Consider the following 20,263-nt stretch of genomic DNA (forward strand, 5'->3'; position numbering starts at 1 on the left):
ATGGCAGCGATCGAGAACACATACAGGGAACCGACCTACGGCAACTGGCGACGTCCCCGCAAAGCGGGCATCGGCACCCTTGGTGGGCTGGCAACAGCCGGCTTGTTTGTCGGCCTCATCATCACAGTGATCTGTCTCTTCGTCGGCGGCTGGTTCGCCGGGCTCATTGCCCTGTTCATCCTTGGGGTGGCGCTGGCCGTCGTCTCGGTGACCGACAAGCACAACAAGTCCGTAGGGGAGCGGGTCTTCGCCCGGCTGGCGTTCCGCTCCGCGCGGCGCAGACGCGCCAATATCTACCGCTCCGGCCCGCTGGGGCTGACGCCTTGGGGCGAGTTCCAGCTGCCTGGGATCTCCGCCGGTTCCAAGCTTCACGAGTTCACCGACTCCTACGGACGCCCCTTCGCACTGATCCACCTTCCCGCCACCGCCCACTACACCGTTGTCTTCGGCACCCAGCCCGACGGGGCGTCCCTGGTCGATCCCGAGCAGATTGATGCCTGGGTGGCTAACTGGGGCGGCTGGCTGGCCTCGTTGTCGAATGAACCTGCCGTCGTGGCTGCATCCGTCACGGTCGAAACCGCACCCGATTCCGGGGCACGGCTGCGCAGGGAAGTTGAATCGAACATCCATGACAACGCCCCTGACATTGCCAAGGCCATGCTCCGCGAGGCCTTGAACACCTACCCGCAGGGATCGGCCACGATCCGCGCCTGGGTCGCGCTGACGTTCAGCGCCGCTGCCCGGGCCGGCGGCAAACGACGCACCGCCGACGAGATCGCAAGGGATCTCGCCTCACGGCTTCCCAGCCTGACCGAGCGTCTGGAATCCACCGGCGCGGGTGCATGCGCGCCGTTGAACGCCCAGGAACTGTGTGAGGTTGTTCGGGTCGCTTACGACCCGGCAGCGGCCCGGCTCATCGACGAAGCCCACTACCAGGGCACACCCGTTGACCTGGACTGGGGCGATGTCGGACCGTCCGCCCACCAAGCCAACTGGGACGGCTACCGCCACGATTCCGGCCACTCTGTGTCCTGGACAATGACGGGCGCACCCCGCGGACACATCCTGGCATCAGCACTGGCCCGCCTGGTCGCGCCGCACGGGGAGATCGCCCGCAAGCGCGTCACCCTGCTGTACCGGCCGATCGAAGCCGGCCGCGCGGCCGCCATCGTCGAGTCCGACCAGACCAGCGCATTGACCCGGGCCTCCTCGACCAACCGGCCCACTGCACGCGCTCTGGTCGATGCGCGCGCTGCGCAGGCCACCGCAGCGGAGGAAGCCAAGGGGGCCGGGCTGGTCAACTTCGGCATGGTGGTCACGGCCACGGTGCTGTCCGCCCGTGACCTTGAGGACGCCGTCGCCGTGGTGGAGGGCAACCTCGGCCCATCGGCACGTCTGCTGTTGCGGCGCGCGTACGGCTCACAGGATTCTGCCTTTGCCGCGTCTCTGCCACTGGGGCTGGTCCTGCCCAAGCACTTGAAGGTTCCCGAAGAGATCCGCGAGGCCATGTGATGTTCGGCAGCAAGACCAAGCACCAGCGCACACCGGCCCCAACGACGAAGCTCGCCCCCGCGGTCGCCCGCCGCCCGGGCCTGCGGGGCTGGCGCGGCCGCGGACAGGGCGAAGCCGTCTACGTCACCGCCGCCGACGAATGGCGCGGCACCTCCGTCCAGGTCTGCGGTCTCTGGCCATTCGTGGGCGGGTCCGGCACCCCGATCCTGGGAGTGCCGATCGGCGTTCACACCGACACCGGAGCGCCCTTCGGGGCCGATCCCATCAGCTGGTTCATGCACGGCATGATCAACAACCCCTCCATGTTCGTCCTCGGCCTGCCGCACTATGGCAAGTCCACCCTTGTTCGGCACATCGTCCTGGGACTGGCAGGCCGGAGCATCAACCCGTTGATCCTCGGTGACCTGAAACCGGACTACGTTGACCTGATCGAAGCCCTCGGCGGGCAGGTCATCAGCCTGGGCCCTGGCCGCGGCCACTTGAACGTCCTGGACCCCGGTGAAGCCACGGGAGCCGCCGTCAGGCTGCTCGCCTCGGCCGAGGAGCACCGGGCCAAGGCGAACCGGACCCTGAACGATCCAGAGGGCGACCAGGCCGCGGCCGCGCAGCTGCTCGCTGCAGCGGCGAAGGCGGAGAAGCTGGCCGAACAGCTGATGGCCGACTCGCACAACCGGCGCCTGAACATGATCACCGCGCTGATCACCATCGTGCGCAACGCCAAGCCCAGCGCCCACGAGGAATCCCTGATCGACCGGGCCCTGCACATCCTGGACGAACGCCTGGACCGCGTGCCCCTCATCGGGGACCTGATCGAGGTCATCAAAGACGCCCCCGACGAGCTGCGCGCGATCGCCCTGGACCGTGGCGACATGAGCCGCTACCTCGACGCGACAGACCAGCTGCGCCAGTCGCTGTACTCCCTCGACGGCTCGGGCCGATTCTCCGACATGTTCTCCAAACCCACCGACCAGCCGATGGACCTGACCAAACCCGTGGTCTTCGACCTCTCAGGAATCTCCGACACCCAGCGAGACATCCAAGCGGCCTGCCTGCTGGCCTGCTGGTCAACAGGGTTCGCCACCGTCCAGGTCGCCCACACCCTGGCCGACGCCGGCCTGGAGCCGCGCCGCAACTACTTCGTCGTCATGGACGAACTCTGGCGGGCCCTGCGCTCCGGCGAGGGCATGGTCGACCGGGTCGACTCACTCACCCGGCTCAACCGTACCGAAGGCGTCGGGCAGGCAATGATCACGCACACCATGAGCGACCTCGAAGCCCTGCCCACCGAATCCGAACGGATGAAAGCCCGCGGATTCGTCGAACGCTCCGGCATGGTCGTCTGCGGCGCGCTCCCCGGAGCCGAAATGGAAAAACTCAACAAAGCCGTCACCCTCTCCCGGGCCGAACAAGCCCGCCTCATCTCCTGGGCTGACCCGGGGTCATGGACCGACGTCGGCGGATCCCGCAAACGGGTCCGCCCGGGCCTGGGCAAATTCCTCTTCAAAGTCGGCGGCCGCCCCGGAATCCCCGTCGCCTTGAAGCTAACCAGCGTCGAAAAATCGCTCCACGATACAAACAAGCGCTGGACGATCAGCCGGAACGGCGAAGGGGACAACTGATGGGTGCGCCAAGCAGCGGCAAGCGTTCGGCGATGGATGGCGAAACCATCCTGCTCTGGGTCTTCATCACCGTCGTGGTGCTCGGTGTCGGCTCAGTGGCCGGTGCCGTTCACCTCGGGTCGCTCCTGTCCAAGGATGGCCAGCAGCTGCCAGTGAACCCGTTTGAACTGGTCTTCGGCCTGCTCTCGCACAAGGTCACGTGGCCGGCGGCCGCCACCTGGGTACTGGTCAGCTTCGGCGTCCTCATCGTCGTCGTGGCCGTTCTGGTGGTCCGTGCGGTGCTGCGGAAACGGTCCAAGCGTTCCCGGGTGGACGCCGCTGCCCCGCACATGGCCAAAGAGCGGGACCTGCGCGCTCTGAGCCTGCGCGGGGCCACTGCCACGGCCGAACGTCTCGGAGTTAAGGGCTCACCGGGTGTCCCGGTAGGCAAGACGGTTCTGGGCGGGCAGATGGTCTACGGGTCCTGGGAAGACATGCACATCGACATCTGGGGACCCAGGACGGGCAAGACCACGTCACGGGCGATCCCTGCGATCCTGGCCGCCCCGGGAGCGGCGCTGGTGACCTCAAACAAGCGGGACATCGTTGATGGAACGCGCGACGTCCGCGCCGCCGAGGGCCCGGTCTGGGTCTTCGACCCGCAGTCCGTCGCCCTCGAGGAACCCTCCTGGTGGTGGAACCCCCTGTCCTACGTCACGGACGAGGTGAAAGCGGCACGCCTGGCAGATCACTTCGCGGCCGGCTCCCGCGGCCCGGACGCCAAAACGGACGCCTACTTCGACCCAGCCGGCCAGGATCTCCTCGCCGGGCTCCTGCTCGCCGCGGCCCTCGACGGCCGCCCGATCACACAGGTCCACACCTGGCTGACCCGTCCCGCTGAGGATGAAGCAGTGGACATCCTCAAGGCGCACGGCTTCACCCAGACCGCGAACGCCGTCGGCGGCGTCATCAACGCCCCCGAGAAACAGCGCGGCGGCGTGTACGGCACGGCACTGCAGATGGCCTCCTGCCTCACCAACCGCCGAGTCGCGCGCTGGGTAACACCCCAAGGCGACAAGGACCAGCGGCCACAGTTCGACCCCGCGGAATTTATCCGGTCCAAGGGGACGCTGTACAGCCTGTCCAAGGAAGGCAAAGGAACCGCGGGCCCCTTGGTCACCGCCCTGACCGTGGCCACGGTCGAAGCCGCCGAAGAACTCGCCGTCCACTCGCCCGGAGGCCGGCTGGCCACACCCATGGTCGGTGTTCTGGACGAAGCAGCCAACGTCTGCCGCTGGCGCGAACTGCCGAACCTCTACAGCCACTACGGCTCCCGCGGCATCGTCCTGATGACCATCCTCCAGTCCTGGTCCCAAGGCGTCGAAGTGTGGGGCCGCGACGGGATGCGCAAACTCTGGTCCGCCTCCAACATCAAGGTCTACGGCGGAGGTGTTGCCGAAGCCGAGTTCCTGAACGAGCTCGCCCAGCTGGTGGGGGAGTACCGGTACTCCAACATGACCAGAAGCCGATCCAAACAAGGCACCTCCTACAGCCACGACGACGACCGCAAAGAACGCACCCTGGACGTCTCCGACCTGGCAGCGTTTCCTCGCGGCCGAGCCATCATGTTCGCCTCAGGCGCCCCTGCGGCGCTGCTCGAAACTGTGCCTTGGATGAGCGGTTCGCAGGCGGATGCGGTACGGGCCTCCATCGCCGCACACGATCCCGCAAGCAAGCCGGCGGCAGCGGCCGGGAACCGTTGGATCGCCGCGGGTGCCTCCAATGAGTGAAGGCCTGGGGGAGTGGGACGATGAGCTCGAGGTCACCGCACTCCCCACCGAGCCGGCCGACGAGGAGGACTCGGACGCCCCTGAGCTGTTCTACCCCAACGTCGCCGAATTCGTCAGCGGCAAGCTAGCCACCAGCTACCGCCGGCAAATCAACGTCCAAGGCGGCGTAACCTGGTGCCCGCAATGGTGGAAACACGCCGAAGCGATCAGCCGCCTCGAAGCGCTCTGGCGCGCCTGGGAATTCCTTCGCCTGGACGGCACCACTGGAATGAGCGTTTGGTGGCGCGACCACGCAGACCACCACATGTCAGTCCTGCTCTCAACCGACGGGCCGTTCAAAGGCTGCACCCCAGACGACGGCCACCGCTCCAAACTCGCCCCCTTACCCTGCGAGGAACCGCCCGCCGGGCTGTTCTGACCGGATGCTATTAGCAACGCCCAAGGCGACCACGCGGGCTGTCCATAGTTGGGGTCAATCCGGGTTATCCACGGCTGGAACCGGGAGCCATCGGGAAAGCTCCCTCAACAGCGGTAGCGGTGGATAACCCATCAGGATTGTCCCCGGCTGTGGGCAGAGGCGAACCCGTCACGTATTGCAGCGCATCACGGCGACGCGCCTTGGTCTGTAAATTCAGTCCGATGCAGGGGTGGGTTCAGACGACACCGCGGAATATGTCGCCTCATGCGTTGTAGATATGCTGATGCTATTGAGGGATTTGGGGGCCGGTTGTTAGATCAGATTGCTGTTGTGGGTTCCGGCGACGTCGATTTCAGGTTCCTTGAAACGCGGTTCGGCGGCCCCGCAGGTGCCCGAGATGCGTTCGAACGACTTGTGGCGGATATTGTTGGGATCGTTCATCCCGATGTCCAGGAGGTTCAAGCGAACCCGGGCGACTGGGGTATTGACGCCTACGTCGGCGACCTCGGGCAAGACGGTGAAGTCCATATCTGGCAGTCAAAGTATTTCATCCACGGATTCGGTAAGACGCAGCAGGGTGATGTCCGAGACTCGTACAATGCGGCCCGCAAGGCTGCCCAGGAGAACGGCTACAAGATCGCGTCCTGGACGCTCTGCGTCCCCTGCGAACTGGATGGTCCGATGCTTACCTGGTGGGAAGGGTGGAAAAAGCGAACGTCCAAGGCCCACGACCTCACAGTGAGCCTGCAGACCGCTGGGCGGCTGCGACGCCGACTTCAGGCACCGGCCGCCGCGGGTGTTCGGAACCTCTACTTCTCACCCATATTTACGCTGCCGCAGGCACGTCCTGACCTCGAAGAGCCCCGGGGACTGGAGGAACTTGCCGATGACAGCAAATACGACGGCGCTCTCTTCGTGCTGCAGATGGACGAAGCCGGATTACCCGAAACCTTCGCTGCCCGAGAGGCGTTCTTCAACGCCGAGATCTTGGAGCGCGAGATCACCGACAAGGGCATTCAGCCAGAAATCTCGGCGCTCTCGACGTGGCGTGTGCGGGTTTCATCGACCTGGTCGACAGCCTTCAACACGGCATGTCAGATTTCGACGGACCGGCGCTTACCACAACTGTATAGCGAGGTATTGGAGAGGATCGAGACTAGCCATGCTCAAGAGGCCGCCAGCCTCCGGGCACACGTCCTTCATGGTGTTGGCCTTCTTCATCAAGCCGTAGACAACGGCCGCGCAGGATGGGTTCGGGACTGGCGTGACATCGCCAAAAACCACCGTGCAGCTACGTCGAACAGAACTTCCGACCCAAACAACGGCGAAGGATAAGGGGGATGAGGAACGTGAGCGCCCAGGCTGCCCCCGACGATAACGCAGCATCGACACTGCGCGCGGAGACCATACCCGCCTTTCGGATGGCCCAGATTATGCTTGTGCTGGTGGGCGCAAAGGCCCAGGGAAGCAAGTTGGATCTCGAGCGGCTTTCGGTGATTGAGTTCCTATCGGCAAACCCGTTCCTCGTGGTGGACGAAGATTCTCCTGCTTCTAATCAGCTACGGCTGCAAGGATTTGGTCGCCACTCCATCACCTACGCCTCACCGAGCCAGCGCTTCGTTTCCCGGCGCGAACGGGTGACTTCGGACATCGCCCAACTAGTCGCTTTCGGACTTGTGCAACTCACCGTACACGAGGGGCAGAGAGTCTTCACCGTCACCGAATCGGGACAGCAAGCAGCGGACAGTCTCTACTCCGTATACGCGGACGCATACCGGCTCAGTGTTGCGACGGTTACTCCTATTGTGATGAAGCTGTCTTCACCGAAAATGCGGGAGCGCCTCGAAACATGGCTTCGGGTAGACCCAGTCCTCTTTGACCTCTTCGACAGTCCGACAATGGACGAGTTCGAGTCTGAAGCCTCCGGGCTCCCACCGCGCGACATGCTCTTCTAGGAAACGACGACGCCCATGACGAATCTCCCCGCATTCAACATACGTGCCCTCCGCTTGGTCGGTCCAAAGCACTCGTACCGCGTCGATTTCACAGACCCCCATGACCAGGAGTTGGTCCGCCCGCTGTCGATTATCGCCGGCGAGATCAGCACTGGTAAGACCACCGTGCTTGAGTTCATCGACTGGTGCCTTGGCGCAAAAGAGCACCCCGAACATGATGAGGTGATAGCGAATGTAAGATCCGCTCAGCTCGCCATCGACGTCGTCGGACCGGACACTGACTCCGCCCAGTACGTCGTTGAGAGAGCGCTTGGCACGAAGACAACGAGCGCCTACCTCTACACCGGTGACCTCGACACTATGTCTGGCACCCCAGTCCGATCCTTCACATCCGAACCCTCCGACGCAGAGTCTCTATCCCACTACCTCTTGCAACTGTGTGGCCTCAGTGGACTCCGCCTGGACCAGTCGCCGACTCAGGCAGACTCGAAAACCAACGCATTGAGCTTCAGAGACCTGCAGCCGCTTTGGTTTCTCACTAACCGGAGGCTTGACAACGGCGACCTCGCGTACGAAAGACAACCGCCTCGTTCGATCAAGCTCAACCAAGTCGTGAATATCCTATTCGGCGTATCGGACACCGAGCAGTCGACCCTTTCCCGCGCGGTGGAGGAACTCGGCGCGGAGGAACGGGAGCTCGCGCGAGCTGTCCAGACACTTCGGACGTTCATGTCAGATGCCGGGTTCACAAGCATCAAGGACATTGACTCCGAGTCGGACCAGCTTAGAATCCGGATGGCCGAGCTCAACGCACAAAAGCGGGTTATCGACGACAACATTTCCGCCCGCGGTGACTTCACCGCCGAGCTACGGGCGAACTACGCCGAGAGCGAGAAGCAGGCACAGCGCATCCAGACCGAGCTGCGTGACCGGGACACCCTTGCACGACGGCTTGAACCCCTGCGAGCTCAGTACGCCGATGAAATTCGTCGACTCGATCTCGTCGCTGAATCGGTGAACCTCTTTGACTCGCTAACCGTGGTGACATGCCCGGCATGCCAAAGCAAGCTCCAATCACAGCCCGAGGTCGTTGGGAGTGAGTGCTCACTGTGCCACTCCCACTTGACCACAGATATCACCGACGGCCAGAGCGTTCCCGACCTCAGCACTGAACGACGTAGTCTCGTGCGCCGCCTGAACCAGCTCCTCGCATTCACCCAGGAAGTGCGTGCAGAAGGCGACAAACTTCGGAGGGATCTGGACAACGCCAACGCAGCGGTAAGAGAGGCACAATCAGCGCTCGACCGTGTCTCCGGCGATATTATCTCGCCCTTCTTGACGCAACGCGACGAAATCCAGCAATCACTCGGCGACACGCACGTTGAGCTAAAGACGTTGCTCCGAGCACGGCAGATGCTGCTGCAGCTGCAGCAAAAAGAAGTGGAACTCCTCAAGGCATCTGGTGCCCTTAAGGAAGCGAGAGCGCGCAAAGCGCGATACCTGCAGAATGTCACACCTCGTGATGCGACCCTTTCCACCATCAGTGAACGACTGTTCAAGATCCTTGAAGACTTCGGTTATCCGAAAGTCAGCCTCGTTCATGTCGATAGATACCTCGTGCCGTTTGTCCGCGGACGCCGCTACGACAAGGTCGGTTCCTCTGGAGCCATGACGCTCATCGCACTCGCCTGGGAACTCGCGCTCTTCGAGTTGGCGTTCGAGCAGGGGTCAGGTCATCCCGGTTTCGTCATCGTCGACAGCCCTCAGAAGAACCTCGTCCCGGGAGCTGTCAGCCTCCCGACTCCGCGAGGTTCGGACGATGAGGATGCGGAAGTCGACCAGTTCATCCGAGCACGCAGCCGCAACATCGTGGAAAACATCTACCGCCACGTCCAAAGCTGGCTCGCCAGGCATGCAGGCGCGCAGATCATTTTCGTCGATAACCAACCTCCGTCGACTGTCAATCAGCACATCGTGGTCCGCTACTCGCAGAACCCTGATGACCCACCGTATGGTCTCATCGAGAATGAAGACGGTCACGCTTGAGGGCAGGGAAAGAGGAATTGTGCCTAGGGGTACCTTCGTAGCGGCGTCGAAACTTTCAGCTTGCCTGGCCGTCCAAGTGCCCGGAGAATGTCAGACTGGGCCCCAAGACCTGCTCAGTGCACTGTCCGAGTAGCGGCACAAAGACCCTAACCAGACAGACCTAAGGTGCCCGGCCTGACGTCAGGTTGGGGTGTGCCTGACCTCGATAAGTCCATTACGCCTTGAAACCGCCGCAGATAAGGCGTGGCGATCAACGGCTGGATTCACGATTCTCGGCGGATAGTACGAACCTGCCAGCCGTCCTCCCGGCGGTATGTTCGTCCACCTCTCCCATAGGAGAGCTTGAGCCGGATGATGCCTTGATCCGAAGCCAAGTCTTCGATTACTCCAGGTCCGATGACTAGGCCGTCATCGAGCACCTCGATCTCATCACCGGGTCTGATCCCATTCCAATCGAAGATTTCGAAAGACATGGCGTTATGAAGCCTCCGTTGATTACTTCGGTAGGGACGTCTAATTCACAGGGAGTTCTTGTACCCGAAAATGATGGTAGTCGAGGCGGTGACTACCTACGTTTTACTAACGAAAGCAAAGCGGCGGTGACGTTCCGGCGCAGATGGCTCAGCTTGGCAGTGCCGACAATTGCGGTGTGCATGCCGGGCGCGTGGGCCGTGAAGCGCAGGGCGGACTCCGCCCAATCCAAGTCCCCTGGATCATGTCCGAGTGCCTGTGCCGTTCCCAATTGAGCTCTGCGGAGTGCCCGGTCCGTCGGTCGACGAAACCACCACGGCGCGTTCGCGATCGGGCGCTTGGCGATCATCCCAGTTCGGGCCGCTGGCCGAGTACGTGTTTGAGATTCTGCTGATCAGCTATGTTGACGCTGGTTCGATGGAACCGAACCGGCTGGAATACACAGTGAAGGCGAAAGGCTCATTGTCACCGCTGGTGGCCGGCGACACCGATCTTACCGGCAGCGACGGCCTCGTCCAGGGCCTCTTGAAGATCACCACGCCACAGAACCTCGATTGGCAGGAGTGTAGATAGAAGATGTCGATCCGATCCGACTGGCATGGCCGCCGATAACCATAAGGAATTTTCGACGCATCAACCGAGGAGGTGCACCCAACAAGGATTGTGGCAGCACAGCGGATGACAGGCAACTGCGGGAGGTCCCACCGTCGCCTGTCATCCTTTATCATGGGCTAGCTCATTGAGGTGCCGGCAGTTAGCGCTGGAGAGCGGCGCTTCCGCTCTTTCCTGCTTCGTCACGGGCGGCAGCGTCGTTAGTGCTGAAGCTGTCCGCGCTCCCATAATCGGATCCCAGGCTGCGCGAGCGGTGAAGCAGGCCGAGCACTGAGCCGATGGTGATCACCACGTGAACCACAGCAAGAACAATTACGGCCAAGATGGAACCGGTGGCATTGAACAGGTACTGACCCATCATCGGGGCCGTCCCGGCGAACACCGTTGAGCTGAGCTGGTAGCTCAGCGATATGCCGGTGTAGCGGATGTTTGGCGGGAACGACTTGGCCAGGATGCCTGCCAACGCTGCGTAGTACATGGAATGCGGGATGGTGGCCAAGGCCATGCCGATGACAGCCAGCAGGTAGTCGCCCGTACCGATCATCATGAACATCATCGGCAGGACCAAGAGCTCCGGCAGCAGCATCAGCAATACGGCCTTGCGCAGGGTGAGCTTGGACGCGATCACTGCTCCGAAGGGCTGCACCAGGAACTGCACCACGAGTGAGATCGTCACGATGGACAGGAAGTTTTGCCTGGTAAAGAGTCCTTCATCAACGGCCCATGCAAGCGCAAAGGTGCCCTTGAAGTAGGTTGCCGAGACTGCAATGACACACGCACCGATGCCCAGCGCCACAATGCCCTTGGAGTTACGCAGCACGTCACGCAGCGGTGCCTTGGCCACGGTCTTGGTCTCCATCAGCGCCCGCATGGCCGGGGATTCTTCGATGCTCAACCGGATAAACAATCCGATGGCTACCAGGACGGCTGAGAGGAGGAAGGGAACGCGCCAGCCCCAGCTCATGAAAGCCTCGTCCGGAAGCTGTGCCACGCCAAGCCAGACGAGCGTTGAAAGAAGATTGCCCATCGGGGAACCCTGCTGGGCGAAGGCACCGTAGATGATGCCCTTGCCCTTGGGTGCGTGTTCGGCCGCAAGGACGACGGCGCCTCCCCACTCGCCTCCCATGGCGATGCCTTGGATGAGTCGGAGCGCCACCAGGATGACCGCTGCCCAGCTGCCTACCTGGGCGTAGGTGGGCAGGAGGCCGACGGCGGTGGTGCAGATGCCCATCATGAGCAAGGTAGTGACGAGGGCTTTCTTGCGGCCGAGTTTGTCGCCGATGTGGCCGAAGATGATTCCGCCGAGGGGCCGGGCCAGGAATCCTACCCAAAAGGTTGCGAAGGCGGCGAGGGTGCCGACCGCTTGGTCTTCGGCGGGGAAGAAGATCTTGCCAAAGACGAGAGCCGAGGCCGTCCCGTAGGCGTAGAAGTCATACCATTCGACGGTGGTGCCGGCAAACGATGCGATGCCTGCTTTCCGGGCCATCTTCTGACGGAACTGGGCTGCGCCGGATTCCGTCCCTTGTAGTTCGCTCATAACAACTCCATTGTCTGACTGGCGGCACCTTGTGATTCAGCGCACGGTGATTTTCCTTCCCAACCTTGACAGTCAAAACCTAGACCGTCCAATATCTAATCGGACCTACAGTAAGTGCTAAATTTTACTAATCCTTCAGAGCTGGCAGTTTGTCGAGAATCAGTGCTCTGAAGCTGCCGGCGTCGGAAGCAACCGCTCGGCGATCTCCAGGACAGCATTCGTTGCCGCCGCGGAGTTTTCCTTTCTCCACGCGAGGACGGCCGCAATCCGGGGGAGGTCGTCCTCCAGCTCCCGGTATACGAGTCCCGGGGTGTCGATGTGCTGCACGGAAGACACTGTGATGGTCACACCGACCCCGGCGGCGACCAGTCCGAGGATGGTGTAGGAGTCCGGCGCTTCCTGCATGATCCGGGGCGTGAAGCCGGCCCCCATGGCCACATGGATCAGTGCGTCACGGACGGTCGATCCTTGGGTGCCGGGGAAAGTCACAAAGGGTTCGCTCGCCAGGTCAGCTATCCGGATTGTTTCCCTGCCCGCCAGCGGGTGGTCCGACGGGAGGGCGGCCACCATCCGTTCGTATTCATAGACGCGCGTTGCCACGCTCTGGTTGTTGACGGGAAGGCGTGCGAACCCGATGTCCAGCTGGCCGGCTGCCACCTCGGCGACGGCTTTGCCGGCATAGGTCTGCCCTTTGAGTACGAGTTCGATGCCGGGCTGCTCGGCCCGGACGGCCCGTGCCAATACGGGCAGAACGTTTCTGCTGCTGGCTCCGGCGAAGCCCACCACCACTCTGCCGACGATTTCGGAGCTCCCGAAGAGTGCAGACCGGCGGGCGATGTCCACATCGGCCATGACCTGTTTGGCCGGGCCGAGCATCGCTTTGCCACTGTCGGTGAGGCTCACTGAGCGGGTGTTCCGGTGAAACAGCTCAACTCCCAGCTCTTTTTCCAGAAGGCGGATCTGTTGGCTCAGTGCGGGTTGTGCCATGTGCAGCCGGGCGGCAGCCCGTCCGAAATGTAGCTCCTCAGCCGTAGCGATGAAGCCTGCCAGATGTCTCAGTTCCATTGGATGCCCATCGATCAAGAACTTTTTGCTATCACAGCATTGTGATTTATGTATTGGACCATTATATATATCGACTGCGAGCATAAGGGGAACCTGATATCCGGAAGGCAGTTCCCTTGGCAGAAAAAATGTTCTCCCTCCAGAACGCGATCGGCACTTTTGTATCCGACGGCGACGTCGTAGCGCTGGAAGGATTTACGCACCTGATCCCCTTCGCCGCAGGCCACGAAATCATCCGTCAGCGCGTGAAAGGCTTGACGCTTGTCCGGATGACTCCGGACATCATCGCCGACCAGATGGTCGCGGCCGGCTGCGTTGACACGATGGTCTTCGCCTTCACCGGCAACAGCTCGGTGGGTTCACTCTATGCGGTGCGCCGCGCCATCGAGTCGAACGGTACCGGCGGACTCAAGCTTGAGGAATACAGCCACTACGGCCTCCTTGCACGGTATCAGGCGGGCGCGGCCGGAATCCCCTTCATGCCCGTCCGCTCCTATGCGGGCAGCGACCTCGTTGGCATCAATCCCCAGCTGAGGAAGGTAGCGTCCCCGTACGAGGAGGATGTCGAGACCTACGTGGTGCCTGCACTGAATCCCGATGTTGCGATTATCCACGCCCAGCGGGCGGACCGGCACGGAAACGTGCAGAGCTGGGGAATCCTGGGACCGCAGCAGGAGGTTGCCTTCGCTTCCAAACGCACCATCCTGCTCGTTGAGGAGATAGTCGACGACGACATCATCCGCTCCGACCCCAACAGAACCCTTATCCCCGGTTTCGTCGTGGATGCAGTGGTGGAGTGCAAGTATGGGGCACATCCTTCTTTCGCCCAGGGCTACTACGACCGCGACAACGACTTCTACCGCTCGTGGTCCGCCATCAGCAAAGACCCGCAGCGGCTCCAAGCCTGGATCCAGGAATGGATCCACGAAACGGGCGGCCACGAAGGCTACCTCACCAAACTTGGCGAGGACTTCTTCCACCGGCTGACACCAACCCCTCACCTGTCCAGCCCTGTCAACTACGGGAGCGTCCTATGACCAGCGTCATCGAAAAGGCAACCGCACCGGCTTCATCTCCGGCCTACACCGTCAGCGAACTCCTGGCAGTGGTCAGCTGCCGCTACCTGCAGGGCAAACGGCGGGTATTTGCAGGCATCGGCCTGCCCACCCTTGCTGTGGCGCTGGCACAGAAGTCCACCTCTCCGGACATTGAGCAGGTGTACGAATCGGGAGTTTGCGGCGCCCACCCGCCGAAACTTCCGGAAACCATCGCCGATGCCTCCTTGGCCACCGGCGCGGAAACCATCCTGACCATGCCCGTGCTGTTCGGCTACGTCCTGCAGGGCGGCTGGATCGATGTCGGCTTCCTCGGCGCGGCACAAATCGACAGGTTCGGCAGCCTGAACACCAGCGTCATCGGCCCCTGGGATGCGCCCACCGTCCGCCTTCCCGGATCCGGCGGGGCGATAGAGGTGATGGCGAACTCCCAGGAAGTCTTCGTTGTCATGCGCCGGCACAACACAACATCCTTCGTCCGGGAACTCGACTTCTGCACCAGCCCTTCGCCAATAGCAGCACGCCGGGCCGATCCCAAAGTGCCCACAAGGGGAGCCGGCGTGACCACCGTCATCAGCGAGCTCGGCGTGTTCACCTCAGATGCTGAAGGTGAGCTGTGCCTGGCCAGCATCCACGAAGGGGTGACCGTGGAGCAGGTCCGCGAGCAGACCGGTTGGCCCGTCAAGGTGCTGGACAGCGTCACGGTCACGCCGCCGCCCACCGAAGAGGAACTCCGGCTCCTACGGGACGACATCGACCCCGGCCGGGTCTACCTGCGGTGACGGAAAAGAGGGAAACGAATGTTTAGTCCCACTATGTTCACCGGCCGCACCGCGCTGGTCACCGGCGGCACCTCCGGCATCGGCCTGGCCATTGCCGAACGCCTGGGATCCCTCGGGGCCCGGACGGCAATCATCGGGCGCGATGAGCACAAACTTGAGGCCGCCACCGCCGCCCTGGCGGACAAAGGACTGGACGCCAGAGGCTACCAGGCGGACGTACGCGACGAAGCAGCCGTTCTGGACGCTCTCGAAGCCATCGAGGCGGACTTCGGCCCCGTGGGCCTGCTCGTGAACAACGCCGCGGGGAACTTCCGGGTGAACCCCCTGGACCTAACTCCGAACGGCTGGAACGCCGTCGTCGATATTGTCCTCAACGGCACCTGGAACCTCACGCAGGCGGTGGGCCGCCGCGCCATCGGCTCGTCATTGCCCTTGTCGGTGGTGAATATCGGCACCTCCGCGGCGCTGCTGGGCAACCCCGAGACTGTCCATTCCGCCAGCGCGAAGGCCGGGGTGCTTGCGATGACCAAGTCGCTGGCTGCGGCCTGGGCGCCGCATGGCATCCGTCTGAACGTCCTCACCCCCGGGCTGACGGCGGGCACCGGCGGCGCCGGAATCCTGTACGGAACCCAAGCGGAGATTGACACGCACCTGGCTACCATTCCGCTGGGAAGGCTGGCACGGAAAGAGGAAATTGCCGATGCCTGTGCCTTCCTGCTCAGCGACGTCGGGGGTTACATCACGGGGACCGAGCTCCTGGTCGACGGCGGCAGGCGGCTAACCGGCCACTGACGCCGTCTCGGCATACCGCGCGAGATAGGCGGTTTCAGTGGGCGTGAGTTTCCGGGGGCGGTTCGATTGAGGGTCCAGCGGGACCAGCGTCGTAGTGCCCGTAAACGCGGTGGCGCCTTGCTGGATCCCCGTATGCCGGACGGTGAAGGATCCGTTGCCAATCCGTGAGATGTCGAGCACCAATGTGAGCTCGGGCCCGTAGCTGACCGGCCTGATGTACTCGACGTTCAGGGAGGCGACAACCTTAGGACACTGGAAGGAGTCCAGCCCTTCAGCGGCTGCTTTCGTGTTGAGCCAGACTACGCGGGCCTCCTCCATGAGTGTGACGATGCGGGCATTGTTGATGTGCCCGTTAAGGTCCTGGTCAGACCAGCGCAGCGGCATGACCATTTCAAAGCGCTCAGGCATGCCGGCCGCCCGTGATTTCGAGGACGGTTCCGGTCATATAGCTGGACATCCCGCTGGCCAGGAACAGCACCACGCTGGCAACTTCCTCGGGCTCGCCGAACCGGGTCAGCGGGATCTCGGAGAGCTTCTTTTCGAGGACGTCCGGGCGCAGCGATTCCACCATCTCGGTCCGGATAATCCCCGGCTGAATCGCGTTCACCCGGATGCCGGCGAACCCCAGTTCTTTGGCCGCTGCCTTGGTCAGGCCAACGATTCCGGCCTTCGCCGCGCTGTAGTTGGTCTGGCCCGCCATGCCCACCTTGCCCGAGATCGAGGACACATTGATGATAGAACCCTGTGTTCCCAGCTTTCGCATGACATCTGCCGCGGCCCGCGTACCCAGCCAAGCGCCCTTCAGATGCACAGAGACCACGTCATCGAAGTCGGTTTCAGTCATCTTGCGCATCGTGGCATCCCTGGTGAAGCCGGCGTTGTTGACCATGACGTCCAGGGATCCGAAGGTATCGACGGCGGAAGTTGCCGCGGCGGCGATGTCCTCTGCCGAGGTCACATCGCAAGCGATGGTCACTACGTTTTTACCCAGCGTCTCAGCTGCCCGGTCCAGCGCCTCGCCATCGAGGTCGGCAAGAACGATGTTGCTGCCCTGCGCTGCCAGTGCACGGGCTGTTGCGAGACCAATGCCCCGCGCTCCCCCGGTGACCACGCTGGTCTTGTCCTGCAACAGCAAAGTGTGCTCCTCAATTCGGTTAATACTGTTCATGATCCGGTGAAGACGGGGCGGTCACGTTGTGCGAAAGCCCGCTTGCCCTCCGCGAAGTCGCTGGAAAAATAACATGCCGGCTGGGCTCCGCCTTCGGCAGCGAGCGCATCCTCCCAGGAGGGCAACCCCTCCGCCAAGGCCTTCTTGATGCCGACGACGGTGAGCGGCGCCAGGGCGGCCAGTTTTCGTGCCTTGGCAGCGGCTTTTGCCGTTAGATGCTCTGGTGCATAGGTGCAGTCAGCCAGTCCGAGGCGAAGGCATTCTTCCGCTCCGACGGTCCGACCCTCGAGCAACAGCTGCCTCGCTTTGGCTACACCAACGCGTGCTGCCAGGCTGTGCAATATTCCACCGTCGGGCAGGAGTGCCAGCTTGGAGAAAGGAAACATGAACCGGGCGTCGTCCGCCACGTAGATATAGTCGCAGGCCAACGCGATGCTGGCCCCCAAACCTGCAGCAGCGCCCTCAACGACGGCGATGGTAGGCCGCGTGAAGCCGCTCAATTGACGCACCATGGTGGCGACCTGGGCCAAGCGATCGCGGGCGGCTTCCAGGTCCGCCGGCGGCATGGCCGCGAGGTCACCCCCGGCGCAGAAGTTGCCGCCAGCGCCGCGAAGCACCAGTGCCCGGACAGAACTGTCTGAGCGGGCTCCCCGGAGGGCATTGACGAATTGCCCTCGCATGTCATCACCCATGGCGTTACGACGGTCCGGGTCATTGAGCACTAACGTCAGGACGCCGTTGTCCACGGCTGATGTGATGAACAACGGGCGCTTCCTCCCAGGTTTTTGCTGCATCTGCTTTAGCTACCTTCCCACCGGGAATTAGAAATCTCCAATATGCATTCGCTATCTGGCTGAGAAGGATTTTGCATGAATCTTGAGTCTTTGCTTGGCGGATGCGCTGACGTAACCTGGGGGCTATTGGTTAAGCGGGCGCAGAGGCTTCGTTACGGCCTGCCGGGCCATACCCGTTCCGCCAATGAGAGGACCGGGGGGAGGGCCGGGTTGTCCGAGGTCCCGCGCCACGCCATCCGCAGGTAGATCGGCAAGGTCTCGTCGAGCACCCGCAGGAAGTGCACATGAGGGTCAGTCACGTTTTCCGCCACGGTTGAAACAGTCAGGGAACATCCCACCTCCGCCCCGACGAGCGCCATCGCGGTCCATGAATCGGGTGCCCTTTGCACAATCTCGGCGTCGAACCCGGCTCCCAGACTTAACCTGCGCAGCCGGTCGCCCAGGACAGAGCCCTCGTGTGGCGGCAGGGCCACGAACGGCTCGCCTGCAAGCGCCGCGAGATGCACCTCGTTCTGCGAGGCCAGCCGGTGGGATGCCGGGACGGCCATGACGAGATGTTCCTGCACGATGATGCGGGTTTGGATACCAGCAGGTACGAAATCCCACCGTCCAAGGCTGATGTCCACTTCGCCACGGAGCACGCGGGCAAGGGCAGGGAGCGCGAAGTTTTGGCTGTTCAAGCGGAATTCGATCTCTGGGTAAACCTTTCGTACCTCCCGGGCGAGCACGCCCACAAGTACGTGGGTCGATGCACCGGCATAAGCGAGCTTGACCGTTCCGGCTTCCCCGCGACCGGCTGCGAGAGCGCTGGCCTTGGCGTTCTGCGCGGCGGCGAGGATCTGTTGGGCCGGGGCGATCAGCGCCTCGCCGGCCGCGGTCAGCTGGACACTGCGTGTGCTGCGGACAAAAAGGTCCGTACCGATATCCCGTTCGAGTTGCCGCACTATCCGGCTGACCGGTGGCTGCGCCAGGTGGAGCCGTTCGGCCGCACGCCCAAAATGCAGTTCCTCTGCCACCGCGAGGAACACCCGCAACTGTTGAGTCTCCATCCAAACATTCTTACAGATATCGAAATAATCCGACATCCAATAAGTATTGGACCAGCTGTAATGGCGGGTGGGATAGTGAAGAAGCCCCCTATGGAAAAGGACTCCATGACACCGCAGCATCTACCTGCCACCCGGATCGCTTCCCAATGGTTGATGCGCCTCCACAGACGCCCGCCTGCCGTACCCCGTAATGATGCTCCCCGGGGAATCGAATTCGCACGGCGCCTCGTATTCGAAACCGGTGGTGGAAGTGGGACCTGAGGCCTTGGCCGGCGTCCGCAACCCCGGCACCTTCCCAGCAAGCCCCACCAGCTACGACCTCACCCTGCCCCGGCATCGACACCTACCGCGGTGACATCCTCAACTGGCCTGCCGCCCCGGCCCCGCAAACCTGAACACGATAAGGACCTATCATGACCATTACCCCCACGGGCACCGCTGCGGTCTCCGATTACTTCCGGCTCGACGACGGATTGTCGCCGGAGGAAATGGCTGTCCGTGACAAGGTTCGGGCGTTCGCCGAACAGCGGGTCCTGCCCATCATTAACGACTACTGGGAAAAGGCCGAGTTTCCCGAGGAACTGCTGCGGCCGCTGGCTGAGCTTGGCATTATCGGCACCTTCATTCAGGGCTATGGTTGCCCCGGGATGAGCCGGAAGGCCGCAGGTATGGTGGCGCGGGAGATGGCCAGGGCCGACGGCAGCATCAACACCTTCCTGGGCGTGCACTCCAATCTGTGCATGGGTGCCTTGAATATGCTCGGCAGCGACGAGCAGCGACGGCGCTGGCTCCCTGAGATGGCCAGGCTCACAAAAACCGGTGCCTTTGCTTTGACCGAACCCGACCACGGGTCCGACTCGGTGGCCCTGGAAACCAGCGCAACCCGGGAAGGCGACACCTGGGTCATCAACGGCCACAAACGCTGGATCGGCAACGGCCACGCGGCTGATGTCATCGTGCTGTTCGCCCGCAACACAGAGGACGGCAAGGTCAATGCCTTCGTCGTCGAGAAGGACGCGAACGGCAACCACCCGGAAGGCTACGACCCCACGGTCATCACCGGCAAGATCGGCAAGCGCGCCATCCTGCAAGCCGATATCGTCATCCAGAACATGCGGATCCAGGAGACCAACCGGCTGGAGAACTGCCGGTCCTTCGCCGACGTCTCCCGCGTCCTGCAGGCCACCCGCGGCGGCGCCGCCTGGGAAGCAGTGGGCCATGCGATGGCCTGCTTCGAGATTGCCGTCGACTACGCCGCCAAACGTGAACAGTTCGGCAACCCGATCGCCAGCTACCAGCTGGTGCAGCACCGGCTTGCCAACATGCTCAGCGAGCTGACGGCCATGCAGCTGATGTGCAACCGCATGGCTGAACTGGCTGACCAAGGCAAGCTGACCAACGCCATGGCATCCATGGTCAAAATGTCGACTTCCCAGAAGGGCAAGTGGATCTGCAACGAAGCACGGGAACTGCTTGCCGGTAACGGCCTGCTGCTGGAGAACCACGTGGCCCGCCACCTGACGGACATGGAAGTGGTGTCCACCTACGAAGGCACCGACTCAATCCAGGCACTGCTCGTAGGCCGCGACATCACCGGCATCTCAGCCTTCCGTTAATCA

The 20,263-nt window shown here is 62.6% G+C and carries 18 protein-coding genes; 12 read left to right on the forward strand and 6 right to left on the reverse strand.

The features are described 5' to 3' along the window. The 8 genes from J2X98_RS17645 (at nt 1) to J2X98_RS17680 (ending at nt 10,363) form a co-directional block, all read left to right on the forward strand. A complete protein-coding gene (locus tag J2X98_RS17645; protein WP_307310885.1) occupies nt 1-1,512 on the forward strand; it encodes an SCO6880 family protein in 1,512 nt (503 codons plus the stop codon). Beyond that, nucleotides 1,512-3,131 (forward strand): ATP/GTP-binding protein, encoded by a 1,620-nt coding sequence (locus J2X98_RS17650; RefSeq protein ID WP_307310793.1) that lies wholly within the window; start codon nt 1,512-1,514, stop codon nt 3,129-3,131. Before J2X98_RS17645 ends, J2X98_RS17650 begins: the two co-directional genes overlap by 1 nt. Further along, nucleotides 3,131-4,900, forward strand: a complete 1,770-nt coding sequence (locus J2X98_RS17655) for a type IV secretory system conjugative DNA transfer family protein (RefSeq protein WP_307310796.1) — start codon at nt 3,131-3,133, stop codon at nt 4,898-4,900. Before J2X98_RS17650 ends, J2X98_RS17655 begins: the two co-directional genes overlap by 1 nt. After that, nucleotides 4,893-5,318, forward strand: coding sequence for a DUF4913 domain-containing protein (locus J2X98_RS17660; RefSeq protein ID WP_307310799.1), 426 nt, complete (start codon nt 4,893-4,895; stop codon nt 5,316-5,318). The genes J2X98_RS17655 and J2X98_RS17660 overlap by 8 nt, the downstream gene beginning before the upstream one ends. A gap of 330 nt (nt 5,319-5,648) precedes the next feature. Next, nucleotides 5,649-6,653 (forward strand): hypothetical protein, encoded by a 1,005-nt coding sequence (locus J2X98_RS17665; protein ID WP_307310801.1) that lies wholly within the window; start codon nt 5,649-5,651, stop codon nt 6,651-6,653. A gap of 5 nt (nt 6,654-6,658) precedes the next feature. Beyond that, complete coding sequence (locus J2X98_RS17670; RefSeq protein WP_307310804.1) at nt 6,659-7,273, forward strand: hypothetical protein; 615 nt, start codon at nt 6,659-6,661, stop codon at nt 7,271-7,273. A 15-nt stretch (nt 7,274-7,288) separates the two neighbouring features. Then, nucleotides 7,289-9,319: a hypothetical protein gene (locus J2X98_RS17675; protein ID WP_307310808.1), complete on the forward strand. Its 2,031-nt coding sequence runs from the start codon at nt 7,289-7,291 to the stop codon at nt 9,317-9,319. Between the two features lie 723 nt (nt 9,320-10,042). Then, nucleotides 10,043-10,363: a hypothetical protein gene (locus tag J2X98_RS17680; protein WP_307310810.1), complete on the forward strand. Its 321-nt coding sequence runs from the start codon at nt 10,043-10,045 to the stop codon at nt 10,361-10,363. A 181-nt stretch (nt 10,364-10,544) separates the two neighbouring features. Here J2X98_RS17680 and J2X98_RS17685 read toward each other — a convergent pair whose 3' ends face one another. Both J2X98_RS17685 and J2X98_RS17690 read right to left on the reverse strand, forming a co-directional pair. Beyond that, complete coding sequence (locus J2X98_RS17685; RefSeq protein ID WP_307310813.1) at nt 10,545-11,939, reverse strand: MFS transporter; 1,395 nt, start codon at nt 11,937-11,939, stop codon at nt 10,545-10,547. A gap of 159 nt (nt 11,940-12,098) precedes the next feature. After that, nucleotides 12,099-13,004, reverse strand: coding sequence for a LysR family transcriptional regulator (locus J2X98_RS17690; protein WP_307310816.1), 906 nt, complete (start codon nt 13,002-13,004; stop codon nt 12,099-12,101). 116 nt (nt 13,005-13,120) lie between these two features. Between J2X98_RS17690 and J2X98_RS17695 the strand changes: the two genes are divergently transcribed. From J2X98_RS17695 to J2X98_RS17705, 3 genes are read left to right on the forward strand one after another with little or no spacing between them, the layout of a single operon-like run. Then, nucleotides 13,121-14,041: a CoA transferase subunit A gene (locus J2X98_RS17695; RefSeq protein ID WP_307310819.1), complete on the forward strand. Its 921-nt coding sequence runs from the start codon at nt 13,121-13,123 to the stop codon at nt 14,039-14,041. Continuing rightward, nucleotides 14,038-14,841: a CoA-transferase subunit beta gene (locus J2X98_RS17700; RefSeq protein WP_307310823.1), complete on the forward strand. Its 804-nt coding sequence runs from the start codon at nt 14,038-14,040 to the stop codon at nt 14,839-14,841. Before J2X98_RS17695 ends, J2X98_RS17700 begins: the two co-directional genes overlap by 4 nt. Nucleotides 14,842-14,859: 18 nt before the next feature. Beyond that, nucleotides 14,860-15,633 carry an SDR family oxidoreductase gene (locus J2X98_RS17705; protein WP_307310827.1) on the forward strand — a complete coding sequence of 258 codons (774 nt, stop codon included), beginning with the start codon at nt 14,860-14,862 and terminating at the stop codon, nt 15,631-15,633. Here the strand turns inward: J2X98_RS17705 and J2X98_RS17710 are convergent. The 4 genes from J2X98_RS17710 to J2X98_RS17725 all read right to left on the reverse strand — a co-directional run bounded on the left by J2X98_RS17710 (nt 15,619) and on the right by J2X98_RS17725 (nt 18,644). After that, a complete protein-coding gene (locus tag J2X98_RS17710; protein WP_307310830.1) occupies nt 15,619-16,041 on the reverse strand; it encodes an acyl-CoA thioesterase in 423 nt (140 codons plus the stop codon). The two genes, J2X98_RS17705 and J2X98_RS17710, sit on opposite strands and share 15 nt — an antisense overlap. After that, a complete protein-coding gene (gene fabG, locus J2X98_RS17715) occupies nt 16,034-16,801 on the reverse strand; it encodes a 3-oxoacyl-ACP reductase FabG (protein WP_307310833.1) in 768 nt (255 codons plus the stop codon). Before fabG ends, J2X98_RS17710 begins: the two co-directional genes overlap by 8 nt. Beyond that, a complete protein-coding gene (locus J2X98_RS17720; RefSeq protein ID WP_307310835.1) occupies nt 16,798-17,565 on the reverse strand; it encodes an enoyl-CoA hydratase/isomerase family protein in 768 nt (255 codons plus the stop codon). The genes fabG and J2X98_RS17720 overlap by 4 nt, the downstream gene beginning before the upstream one ends. 182 nt (nt 17,566-17,747) lie before the next feature. Next, complete coding sequence (locus tag J2X98_RS17725; RefSeq protein WP_307310838.1) at nt 17,748-18,644, reverse strand: LysR substrate-binding domain-containing protein; 897 nt, start codon at nt 18,642-18,644, stop codon at nt 17,748-17,750. A 413-nt stretch (nt 18,645-19,057) separates the two neighbouring features. Here J2X98_RS17725 and J2X98_RS17730 point away from each other — a divergent pair, with 413 nt between their 5' ends. Continuing rightward, nucleotides 19,058-20,260, forward strand: coding sequence for an acyl-CoA dehydrogenase family protein (locus tag J2X98_RS17730; protein WP_307310840.1), 1,203 nt, complete (start codon nt 19,058-19,060; stop codon nt 20,258-20,260). Nucleotides 20,261-20,263 lie beyond the last annotated feature (3 nt).

This window comes from Pseudarthrobacter enclensis (assembly GCF_030811655.1).
GTDB lineage: Bacteria > Actinomycetota > Actinomycetes > Actinomycetales > Micrococcaceae > Arthrobacter > Arthrobacter enclensis_A.